The 11016-nt window shown below is 68.1% G+C and carries 8 protein-coding genes; 7 read left to right on the forward strand and 1 reads right to left on the reverse strand.

Annotated elements, in window-relative coordinates:
• Nucleotides 1-10: 10 nt before the first annotated feature.
• Nucleotides 11-1177 carry an ADP-forming succinate--CoA ligase subunit beta gene (gene sucC, locus LYSHEL_RS03900; protein ID WP_213435854.1) on the reverse strand — a complete coding sequence of 389 codons (1167 nt, stop codon included), beginning with the start codon at nucleotides 1175-1177 and terminating at the stop codon, nucleotides 11-13.
• A gap of 198 nt (nucleotides 1178-1375) precedes the next feature.
• On the opposite strand from sucC, the gene LYSHEL_RS03905 reads away from it, so the two are divergent.
• The 7 genes from LYSHEL_RS03905 to gmd all read left to right on the forward strand — a co-directional run bounded on the left by LYSHEL_RS03905 (nucleotide 1376) and on the right by gmd (nucleotide 11016).
• The gene (locus LYSHEL_RS03905) at nucleotides 1376-2965 is read left to right on the forward strand and encodes a sensor histidine kinase (RefSeq protein ID WP_244858656.1); all 1590 of its coding nucleotides are present in this window, start codon (nucleotides 1376-1378) and stop codon (nucleotides 2963-2965) included.
• 64 nt (nucleotides 2966-3029) lie between these two features.
• Nucleotides 3030-4472 (forward strand): sigma-54-dependent transcriptional regulator, encoded by a 1443-nt coding sequence (locus tag LYSHEL_RS03910; RefSeq protein ID WP_213435858.1) that lies wholly within the window; start codon nucleotides 3030-3032, stop codon nucleotides 4470-4472.
• Nucleotides 4473-4687: 215 nt separating this feature from the next.
• A complete protein-coding gene (locus LYSHEL_RS03915) occupies nucleotides 4688-5143 on the forward strand; it encodes a pilin (protein WP_213435860.1) in 456 nt (151 codons plus the stop codon).
• A 278-nt stretch (nucleotides 5144-5421) separates the two neighbouring features.
• On the forward strand, nucleotides 5422-5877 hold the full coding sequence (locus LYSHEL_RS03920; protein WP_213435862.1) for a pilin: 456 nt from the start codon (nucleotides 5422-5424) through the stop codon (nucleotides 5875-5877).
• Nucleotides 5878-5966: 89 nt separating this feature from the next.
• Nucleotides 5967-7910 carry a tetratricopeptide repeat protein gene (locus LYSHEL_RS03925; protein WP_213435863.1) on the forward strand — a complete coding sequence of 648 codons (1944 nt, stop codon included), beginning with the start codon at nucleotides 5967-5969 and terminating at the stop codon, nucleotides 7908-7910.
• Nucleotides 7907-9835, forward strand: coding sequence for a hypothetical protein (locus LYSHEL_RS03930; protein ID WP_213435865.1), 1929 nt, complete (start codon nucleotides 7907-7909; stop codon nucleotides 9833-9835). Before LYSHEL_RS03925 ends, LYSHEL_RS03930 begins: the two co-directional genes overlap by 4 nt.
• A 44-nt stretch (nucleotides 9836-9879) precedes the next feature.
• Nucleotides 9880-11016 carry a GDP-mannose 4,6-dehydratase gene (gene gmd, locus LYSHEL_RS03935; protein ID WP_213437564.1) on the forward strand — a complete coding sequence of 379 codons (1137 nt, stop codon included), beginning with the start codon at nucleotides 9880-9882 and terminating at the stop codon, nucleotides 11014-11016.

The following is an 11016-nucleotide window of genomic DNA, read 5'->3' on the forward strand; positions in this document are numbered from 1 at the left end:
TGTCGGGTCCTTACTTGCGGGCGGCGGCAGCAACCGCCTTCTTCGCGCCGTCGTTGATGTCGTCGGCGGCGATGATCGCCAGTCCCGAATTCTTGAGGATCTCCTTGCCGGCTTCGACGTTCGTGCCTTCCAGGCGCACGATCACCGGCACCTTGACGTCGACTTCCTTGACCGCCGCGATGATGCCCTCGGCGATCATGTCGCAGCGGACGATGCCGCCGAAGATGTTCACGAAGATCGCCTTGATGTGCGCGTCGCGCAGGATCAGCTTGAAGGCTTCGGTCACGCGTTCCTTGGTGGCGCCGCCGCCCACGTCGAGGAAGTTGGCCGGCTCGCCGCCATTGAGCTTGATGACGTCCATCGTCGCCATCGCAAGGCCCGCGCCGTTGACCATGCAGCCGATGTTGCCGTCCATGGTCACGTAGTTGAGGTCGTGCTGGCTGGCGAGCACTTCGGTCTCGTCTTCCTGGCGGATGTCGCGCATCGCGGCGAGTTCCGGATGGCGGAACGTCGCGTTGTCGTCGGAGTTGATCTTGCCGTCGAGGACCGCGAGGTTGCCGTCGGTCATGATCGCCAGCGGGTTGAGTTCGACCAGCGCCAGGTCCTTCTCGTTGAACAGCTTCGCCAGGCCCAGCATGATCTTCGTCAGCTGGTTCACCTGCTTGGCGTTCAGGCCGAGCGCGAAGCCCATCTCGCGGCACTGGTAGGGCTGCAGGCCCTGCACGTAGTTCACGTGCAGCGTCTTGATGGCGTCCGGGTTTTCTTCCGCCGTCTTTTCGATTTCCACGCCGCCGTCGGCCGAGGCGATGAAGGTGATCGCCTTGCTCGAGCGATCGACCAGCACCGACAAGTACAGCTCCTGCGCGATGTCGGTGGCCTGGGTGATCAGCACGCAATCCACCGGCAGGGCGACGCCGGCCGACTGGTAGGTTTCCATCTTCGTGCCGAGCATGCCCTTGGCGTAGTCGCGCACTTCGTCGTAGGTCTTGGCGAGCTTCACGCCGCCGGCCTTGCCGCGGCCGCCCGCGTGGATCTGGGCCTTGACCACCCAGAAATCGCCGCCGATGGCCTTGGCCGCGTCGACGGCCTCCTCCGGCGTGCGCGCAACGCGCCCGGCCGGGACCGCGATGCCGTAGTCGGCAAACAACTGCTTCGCCTGGTATTCGTGGAAGTTCATGCGTCACCAATGAGGGGAGAGTCCCCGCGCGAAAAACCCCTCCCTGACCACGAGCGGGGCTCGTCGTCCGGCGGCCGATGGGCCGGGGCGCGCGAAAAGGGCGCGTATTGTCGCCGATGCCGCACCCGCGGGGCAAAGCCGCCGTCCCCTTGCGGCCGACCCCTATACTCCCGGCCAACCTCTGCCGGATTCCGAAGCTTGCCGCGCACGCCCGCCGCCCCCGCGACGACCGAAAGCGCCCTGCGCCGCGAGCTCTATTTCTTCACGCTCTACCGCGCCCTCGAGGCCGGATTGCTGGCGCTGGTCCTCTTCAGCCCCTTCGGCGGCTTCTTCGAGCAGGCGCGCTACCCCGTGCTCGGGCGCACCGCGGCCACCTGCTACCTGTTCGCGGCGGTCGTGCTGTTCATCACCGGCCGGCGCGGCGGGTTCCCGCAGCAGGCGTTGTGGGGCGTGCTGGTCGACATCGTTGCCGCCACGGTGGCGATCCATGCCTTGCCGGGCTCGGCCTCGGGCATCGCCCTGATGCTGCTGTTCAACGTGGGCGCGGCGTCGTTGTTCCTGCCGCTGCGCTACGGCCTGGGCGCGGCGGCGCTGGGCGGCGTGGCGCTGATCGGCGAATTCATCTGGAGCGCCTTCGACAGCGGCGGGTCGCTGCGCTCCACCGCCGAACTGCTGATGTTCTCGATCAGCTTCATGGCGGTGGCCACGCTCACCAACCTGCTGGGCCGGCAGATGCGCGACAGCCAGGCGCTCGCGGAAAAGCGCGGCGTGGAAGCGGCGAACCTGGCCGAGGTGAGCGAGCTGATCATCCACCGCATGCGCACCGGCGTGCTGATGATCGACGGCGACGGCCGCGTGCGCATCGCGAACGAAGCCGCGCGCCTGCTGATCGGCGGGCACAGCGACGACACCCTGGAAACGCTGGCGCCGGAACTCGAACGCCGCCTGCGCCGCTGGCGCCACGATGGCGTGTCCGACGACACACCGCTGCAACTGGCGCCCGACCTCCCGGAAATCGTCCCGCGCTTCACGCGCCTGCTGGCCGACAGCGACCAGTCGCTGGTGTTCCTCGACGACACCACGCTGCTGTCGCGCCGCGCCGAATCGATGACGCTCGCGACCCTCGGCCGTTTCTCCGCCAGCCTCGCGCACGAAATCCGCAACCCGCTCGCGGCGATCTCCTACGCGACGCAGTTGCTGGAGGAATCGCGCGAGATCCTCGACGCCGACCGCCGCCTGCTGGAAATCATCCACCAGCAGACGATGCGCATGAACGGCATCGTCGAGAACGTGCTGGGCCTGGCGCGCCGCGAACGCGCGCAGCCGGAATACATCGAGCTGGTCGGCTTCGCGCGGCGCTTCGCCGAGGAATACCGCACCAACCATCCGCTCGAAGAAGACACGCTCAACGTGACGTCCGAACACCCGTCGGTCCCCGCGCTGGCCGATCCGCGCCAGCTGCACCAGGTGCTCGTGGCGCTGGTGCACAACGCGCTGACCTACGGGCGCATGCCGGGCCAGCCGGCGCGCGTGACGCTGCACATCGGCAACCCGCACGGCCCGCAAATCGACGTGCTCGATCGCGGCCCGGGCATCCCCGAGACCGTCGCCGCGCAGCTGTTCCGTCCGTTCTTCACGACCTCCGGCCACGGCACGGGCCTGGGCCTCTACATCGCGCGCGAGTTGTGCCGCGCCAACCAGGCGACGCTGGAATACCTGTCGGTGCCGGGGGGCGGGTGTTGTTTCCGGATCCGGCTCGCGGGTCCGCATTCACTTCTTCCGACGTGATCGCATCGTCTTCCGCTTCACGGGGCGGTCCGGGTAAGGTGTGCCCCGGGGGAAAGGGAGCACGATGAACGACCAGCGCAGTGCATTGATCGTCGACGACGAGCGCGACATCCGCGAATTGCTGGTGCTCACGCTGGGTCGCATGGGCTTGCGCACCGAAACCGCGTCGAGCCTCGGCGAGGCGCGCGCGTTGCTCGCGGCGCACCGCTTCGACCTGTGCCTCACCGACATGCGCCTGCCCGACGGCTCGGGCATCGACCTAATCGGCGAAATCACGCAGCAATACCCCAACACGCCGGTCGCGATGATCACCGCGTTCGGCAACGTCGACGCCGCGGTGGAAGCCCTGAAGGCCGGCGCGTTCGACTTCGTCAGCAAGCCCGTGGACCTGGCCGTGTTGCGCGGCCTGGTGAAGCACGCGCTGGATCTTCCGCAGAAAGGCAGCAAGCGCAGCGCGAGCATCGCGGCGGCAAGCGACGTGCTGGCAACGCGCCTGTTCGGCGACTCGCCCGCCATCGTCGCGCTCAAGGCCACGCTCGGCAAAGTCGCGCGCAGCCAGGCGCCGGTGTACATCGCCGGCGAATCGGGCGTGGGCAAGGAACTCGTCGCGCGCACCATCCACGAACAGGGCGCACGCGGCGCAGGTCCCTTCGTGCCGGTCAACTGCGGTGCGATTCCCGCCGAACTGATGGAGAGCGAATTCTTCGGACACAAGAAGGGGTCGTTCACCGGCGCGCACGCGGACAAGCCCGGCCTGTTCCAGGCCGCCGACGGCGGCACCTTGTTCCTCGACGAAGTCGCCGAGCTGCCGCTGCCGATGCAGGTCAAGCTGCTGCGCGCGATCCAGGAAAAATCGATCCGCCCCGTCGGCGCGAACGCCGAAGTCCTCGTCGACGTGCGCATCCTCTCGGCCACGCACAAGGATCTCGGCGCGCTCGTCAACGAAGGCCGCTTCCGCCACGACCTGTACTACCGCATCAACGTCATCGAACTGCGCGTGCCGCCGCTGCGCGAACGCCGCGACGACCTGCCGGGCCTGGCCGATGCGATCCTGCGTCGCCTCTCCGGCGCGCAGGGCCGCCACCTGCCCGCGCTCAGCGCGGACGCGGTGGATGCGCTGCGCACCTATCCCTTCCCCGGCAACGTGCGCGAACTGGAGAACATCCTCGAGCGCGCGATGGCGCTGGCCGAAGGCGACGTCATCGAACTCGCGGACCTGCGCCTGCCCGTCTGGGGCCCGGCGATGACCACGCCGGCGCAGCCCGGCGCGCGCGAACCGGTGCGCGAAGCCCCGCTGATGCGCGAACCGATGACGCGCGATCCGCGCACCACCGATCCGCGCGACAGCATGACCAGCGCGTTGCCGAGCTACATCGAAGAGATCGAACGCAACGCGATCCAGCAGGCGCTCGAAGACAATCGCTACAACAAGACCAAGGCCGCCGCGGCCCTCGGGATCACCTTCCGGGCCCTGCGCTACAAGCTCAAGAAGCTCGGCATCGACTGAGCTGGCCGCTCGTTGCCGCTGGCAACGTCTCCTTCCTTCGCCGAAGTGCGATGTGCCCATGACCGTCCGTCACCTGACGGAAGGTGGCCTTTCCTGCCCTTTCGTGGCACGGACGGTGCGACCTTATCTCTTCGCATGTGCACGCAGCACGGCCGTCGCCACGCCTCGGGGGAGGGAGTGCGACGCACTCCGCCAATTACTCGAGGGGAACCACCATGAAGAAGATGCAAGGCTTTACGCTGATCGAACTGATGATCGTCGTCGCCATCATCGCGATCCTCGCGGCGATCGCCATCAGCCAGTACCAGGACTACGTGATCCGTTCGCAGGTGTCCGAAGGTTCGTCGCTGGCCGACGGCATCAAGACGGCGGTGGGCGAGTTCGTCAACACGCGTGGCTACTTCCCGGCAGCCAATTCTTCGGCAGGCCTGGCAACGGACGTGTCGATCAAGGGCGAGTACGTCAGTGCCGTCAACGTCGGCACCACGACCGGCGTGATCATCGCGACCTACGCGGGTCCGAAGGCCAACGCCAAGTTGTCGGCGGCCCCGGCGCGCACGCTCTCCTTCTCGGGCGTCCGCAATGCCGGCAGCCTGGAATGGCACTGCAAGAGCACGACCATGCCGCAGAAGTGGTGCCCGAGCAGCTGCTCGTGCAGCGGTACGCCGTAATCCGATAGACCCGCACCACGGGCCGCGCCAAGCGGCTTTGTCGGGGGACCGAATGACGCATCGGGTCACTTTCTGACGCGATTGTCTCCAACGCATTCGGTCCCCCCTCGTTCCGTGACAGGGCGCACCCTCGCCCTCCGATGCTCATCCCTGTCCCCATTGGCACGCATCGTGCGTATCCTTCCCTGCACGTGCATTGCGTTGCACGGCTGCCCAACGGACCGGAACCCCGAGCCGCTCGGTGCACGTGAAGTTCAAAACACTCCTAGGGGATTCAAATGAAGAAGCAACAGGGCTTTACCCTCATCGAACTGATGATCGTGGTCGCCATCATCGCGATCCTGGCCGCCATCGCCATCAGCCAGTACCAGGATTACGTGATCCGCTCGCAGGTCTCGGAAGGCTCGTCGCTCGCCGACGGCGTCAAGACCGCGGTGGGTGAGTTCGTCAACAACCGTGGTTACTTCCCGGCGGCCAACTCCTCGGCCGGCCTGGCGCAGAACACCTCGATCAAGGGCGAATACGTCTCCGCCGTCAACGTCGGCACCACGACCGGCGTGATCATCGCCACGTACGCCGGCGCCAAGGCCAACGCCAAGCTCTCGGCCGCGCCGTCGAAGACCCTGTCGTTCTCGGCCGTCCGCAACGCCGGCAGCCTGGAATGGCATTGCAAGAGCGCCACGCTTCCGCAGAAGTGGTGCCCGAGCAGCTGCGCGTGCTCCGGCTCGCCGTAAGCTGATCGCAGTACAGCAACACCGGAGGGGCCGCCTTGTGCGGCCCCTTTTCTTTTAGGATGCCGGCGGACCCACGACCAGACGGCACGATGACCCCAGCGATCGGATGGCCATGGCGCTGGCAGGTCGCATTCGCGCTGGTGCTGGCCATGGCCGCGTGGGCCTATGCCCCGGGCCTGTCCGGCGGCTTCCTGTTCGACGACTACATCAACCTCGACGCGCTGTCCCGCCACGGGGCCGTGGTCGATGCGCCCGCCTTCTGGCGCTACATCACGTCCGGCACGTCCGATCCCACGGGGCGTCCGCTCGCGTTGCTTTCCTTCCTGGTCGATGCGCGCGACTGGCCGGCCGACCCGGCGCCGTTCCTGCGCACCAACCTCGTGTTGCACCTGCTCAACGGCGCATTGCTGTGGGTGCTGTTGCTCGCGATGGAGCGCACGCTGGGGACGCAGCGCGAGCATCGGCAGCCCATTGCGCTGCTCGGCGCGGGGCTGTGGCTGCTGCATCCCCTGTTCGTGTCGACCACGCTGTACATCGTGCAGCGCGAGGCGATGTTGCCGGGGACGTTCGCGCTCGCGGGGCTGATCGCCTACGTGCTCGGTGCGGCGCGCACGGACCGGCGCGGGGCGTGGCTCGCTTACGGCGGCATCGTCGTGGCGACGATCGCGGCGACGCTGTGCAAGGCGAACGGCTTGCTGGTGCCGATGTTCGCGTGGGTGTTGTCGGCGACGGTGTTGCCTGCCTCGCCTGCGGAACGCGGGAAGCGGATCGCGTTCCTCGTGGTGCCGTCGGTGCTCGTGCTCGCGTACGTCGCGCATTTCGCGTTGTCCTGGAACACGGGGATCGATAGCCGGATGTGGTCCGTCGGCGAGCGCGCGTGGACGCAAGGGCGCGTCCTCGTCGATTACCTCGGGCTGCTGGCGATCCCGCGCGTGTTGTCGCCGGGCCTGTTCGCCGACGGGTATGCGGTGTCGCATGGGCCGTTCGCGCCGGTGTCGTCGGTGCTGTCGTGGGCAGCGCTGGTCGCGTTGTTCGCCGGCGCGCTGGTAGCGCGACGTCGGGCGCCGCGGCTGTCCGCCGCGCTGTTGTTCTTCTTCGCCGGCCACGTGCTCGAATCGACGCTGGTGCCGCTGGAACTGTTCTTCGAACATCGCAACTACGTGCCTGCGCTGTTGCTCGCGTGGCCCCTGGCGGCCGTGATCGTGCGCGCGCCGATCGCGCGCTGGGCGCGGGTGGCGATCGGCGTGGGCTTGCTCGCGTTGCTGGCGGCGACCACGCATGCGCGCGCCGATGCATGGGGGCATCCCGCGCGCCTTGCCGCGCTGTGGGCGACGCGCAATCCCGATTCCGCGCGCGCGTATGCGACATGGACCGACGTGACGATCAATGCGGGCTTCCCGGATCGCGCCGCCGCGTGGCTGCGCCCGAAGTGGCGTGCGCGTCCCAACGACCTGCAACTCGGTGCGTCGGTGATCGATGCGGCGTGCGCCGGTCGCGGGCTCGCCGAAGGCGATGCGGTGGCGATGACGCAGTCGTTGCACATGGGCAACACGGCAGGCGCGCTGGCGCAGGACTGGCTCGCGTACCGCACGGACATGGTGCGTCGCCAGCCGTGCGCCGGGCTGACCGTCGACACGCTGGACACGTGGATGCACACGCTCGCAGGCAATCCCGCGTTCTACCTGGATCAATCCGCTGCGATGCAGTCGTTGCTGGGGCGCCTGGCGGTGCAGCGCGGGCAATTCGACGAGGCACTGCGCCTGTTCGACGACGCTTACCGCCAGTCGCAAGCGCCCGACCTGGTCCTGCGCCAAGCGGCACTGCTCGATGCCAACGGCGCCCCGCGCCACGCGCTGGCCCACCTCGCCCGGTTCGACCCGAAGCACCCGGACCCCCGCCCCCAACGCTTCGGCATGCCCCGCCTGCACGCTTCCGTGCTGGCGTCGCAGGGTTACTGGCAGCGCGAGGTCGTAGACTTGCGCGCCCGCCTCCGTGCCCACGCTGCAACGCAATCCCAGGACGCCGCCGAATGATGTTTTCCCGCCTGCAGGCGCGCCCGCGCCTGGCGACGTGCCTGGCGCTGTTCGCGCTCGTGGTGTCCATCGTGGCGATCTACTGGCCGGGCCTGGGCGGCAGCTTCGTCTTCGACGACTACCCCAACCTGCTCGACAACCCCGCGGTGCGCGTCGACAAGCTGGACGCCGGGCAATGGCTGTCGGCGATGCTGTCTTCGCCGGCCAGCTCGCTGCAGCGGCCGCTGGCGATGTTCACCTTCGCGCTCAATTATTTCTTCACCGGCTACGACGCGTGGGCGATGAAGCTCACCAACGTCGGCATGCACGCCTTCAACGCGCTGCTGGTGTTCGCGCTGGTGCGCGCGCTGCAACGCGCCGCGGCGAAGGGCCCGATCGAAGGCGCGGCGCGCGCGCTGCCGTGGTTCGCCACGATCGCCTGGGCGTTGCATCCGCTGCACGTCACCGCGGTGCTGTACGTGGTGCAGCGCATGGAAGTGCTCGCGCACGTGCCGGTGTTCGCGGGCTTGTGGTGTTACGTGCGCGGGCGTACCAATCTCCTGCAGGGCAAGCGCGGCTGGGGCTGGATCGCGCTCGGCATCCTCGGCGGTTCGGCGATGGGGCTGCTGTCGAAGGAATCGGCGCTGCTGCTGCCGCTGTATGCGCTGGGCATCGAAGCGTTCGTGTTCCGCTTCCGCGGGCGCGACGGCAAGCGCGAACCCCACCTGCTCACGCTGTACATCTGGCTGCTCGCGGTGCCGCTGGTCGCGGGCACGGCGTGGCTGCTGCCGCGCGTGATGGATCCGGCGGCGTTCGCGGGGCGCGACTTCACCCTGCACGACCGCCTGCTCACCGAAGCGCGCATCGTGGTGGACTACCTGCGCTGGACGGTGTTCCCCGACGTCCGCGTGATGGGGCTGTACCACGACGACTACGTGATTTCGCGCAGCTGGTGGGGCCCGCACTCGCCGATTCCCGCGATGGTGGTGCTGCTGGCGCTGGCGGTCGGCGGCTGGATGGTGCGCAAGTCGCGGCCGCTCGTGGCGCTGGGCATCTTCTGGTACTTCGCCGCGCACACGATGACGGCCACCGTGGTGCCGCTGGAACTGGTGTTCGAACACCGCAACTACTTCGCCCTGCTGGGCGTCGTGCTGGCGCTGGGCGACCTGCTGCTGTGCGCCAACTTCGCGCAGCGCATCCCGATCGTGACGCGTACGCTCGCGCTCATCTTCATCCTGGTGTGCGCCGCGACGACGCTGATGCGCGCCAACGAATGGGATTCGCTGCTGCGCTTCGCGCGCAGCGAGGCGACCAAGCATCCGAACTCCGCGCGCGCCACGTACGAATACGCGCGCGCGCTGATCGGCATCAGCGGCTACGACCCGAAGTCGCCGCTGCGCAAGGAAATCTTCCGCGCCCTCGACGTCGCCCGCCGCGTGCCCGGCAGCAGCACGCTGCCCGAGCAGGCAGAGCTGATCTACTCGGCGCGCATCGGCATCGAGCCCGCGCCAGGCCTGTGGGATGCGCTGCGCGCCAAGCTGCGCATCCGCTCGGGCGGCCCGCAGGAGCAGCTGTCGCTGATCGCGATGACCAACTGCGCCGCGCAGGACCTGTGCGCCTTCCCGCCGCAGGAAATGCTCGACACCTTCCAGGCCGGCCTGGAGCGCGGCCCGCACGCCGGCGTGATGACCATCTACGCCAACTACGCCCTGCACGTGCTGGGCGACCGGCCGCTCGGCCTGCGCCTGCTGCGCGAATCGGTGGCGCTGGACCCGTCCAACGCCCAGTTCCAGGTCAACCTGATCAAGCTGCTGAATTCGATGGGGCTGGTGGAGGAGTCGCGGCAGCACATCGCGGTCCTGCGCACCCTCGGCCGCCTGGACCAGTACGGCCCGGCCGCCGACGAACTGGAAAAAACCCTGCCCGCGCCGGCCACGACGCGGTAACGCGACGGCCGTCGTCTGGACGGGGCCCTGCGCTTTCCCGGATGATGCCGCGACAACGGGGAACCACCTTGACCAAGCGCGCGCTCATCACGGGCATCACCGGACAGGACGGCGCCTACCTCGCCGAATTCCTGCTGGCCAAGGGCTACGAGGTCCACGGCATCAAGCGCCGGGCCTCGTCGTTCAACACCGAACGCATCGATCATCTGTACCAGGATCCGCACGAGCAGGACCGCCGCTTGTTCCTGCACTACGGCGATCTCACGGATGCGACCAACCTGATCCGCATCCTTCAGCAGGTGCAGCCGGACGAGGTGTACAACCTCGGCGCGCAGAGCCACGTGCAGGTGTCGTTCGAAACGCCGGAGTACACGGCCAACGCCGACGGCATCGGCACGCTGCGGTTGCTCGAGGCGATCCGCATCCTGGGGCTGGAACAGAAGACGCGCTTCTACCAGGCGTCGACGTCGGAGTTGTACGGCAAAGTGGCCGAGTCGCCGCAGACCGAACGCACGCCGTTCCATCCGCGCTCGCCGTACGGCGTGGCGAAGCTGTACGCGTACTGGATCACCGTGAACTACCGCGAGGCGTACGGCATGTACGCGTGCAACGGGATCCTGTTCAACCACGAGTCGCCGATCCGCGGCGAGACGTTCGTGACGCGCAAGATCACGCGCGCGCTGGCGCGCATCCACTGCGGGCTGCAGCCGTGCCTGTTCCTCGGCAACCTGGACGCGCGCCGCGACTGGGGCCACGCGCGGGATTACGTGGAGATGCAGTGGATGATGTTGCAGCAGCCCACGCCCGAGGATTACGTGATCGCCACGGGCGTGCAGCATTCGGTGCGCGATTTCGTCGAGCGCGCGGCGGCGGAACTGGGCCTGCAGCTCGAATGGCGCGGCGATGGCGCCGAGGAACATGCGGTCGTCGCGCGCGCGCCGGAAGGCAGCCAGGCGGCGATCGGGCAGCGCGTGGTCGCGATCGATCCGCGCTACTACCGCCCCGCCGAAGTGGAAACGCTGCTCGGCGATGCGACGAAGGCGCGCGAACAACTCGGCTGGGTGCCGCGCACAGGCTTCGACGAACTCGTGTCGGAAATGATGCGCCACGACCTGGCGCTGGCGCAGCGCGACCTGCTGGTGGTCGGCGCCGGTTATCGCGCGCAGGGCACGCAGGACTGA

Origin of the sequence: Lysobacter helvus, assembly GCF_018406645.1 — a bacterium.
Classification (GTDB): Bacteria; Pseudomonadota; Gammaproteobacteria; order Xanthomonadales; family Xanthomonadaceae; genus Noviluteimonas; species Noviluteimonas caseinilytica.

Coding starts and splice junctions, on each gene's coding strand:
- sucC (WP_213435854.1), bottom strand. CDS start 1,177: ATGAACTTCCACGAATACCAGGCGAAGCAGTTGTTTGCCGACTACGGC.
- LYSHEL_RS03910 (WP_213435858.1), top strand. CDS start 3,030: ATGAACGACCAGCGCAGTGCATTGATCGTCGACGACGAGCGCGACATC.
- LYSHEL_RS03915 (WP_213435860.1), top strand. CDS start 4,688: ATGAAGAAGATGCAAGGCTTTACGCTGATCGAACTGATGATCGTCGTC.
- LYSHEL_RS03920 (WP_213435862.1), top strand. CDS start 5,422: ATGAAGAAGCAACAGGGCTTTACCCTCATCGAACTGATGATCGTGGTC.
- LYSHEL_RS03925 (WP_213435863.1), top strand. CDS start 5,967: ATGACCCCAGCGATCGGATGGCCATGGCGCTGGCAGGTCGCATTCGCG.
- LYSHEL_RS03930 (WP_213435865.1), top strand. CDS start 7,907: ATGATGTTTTCCCGCCTGCAGGCGCGCCCGCGCCTGGCGACGTGCCTG.
- gmd (WP_213437564.1), top strand. CDS start 9,880: ATGCCGCGACAACGGGGAACCACCTTGACCAAGCGCGCGCTCATCACG.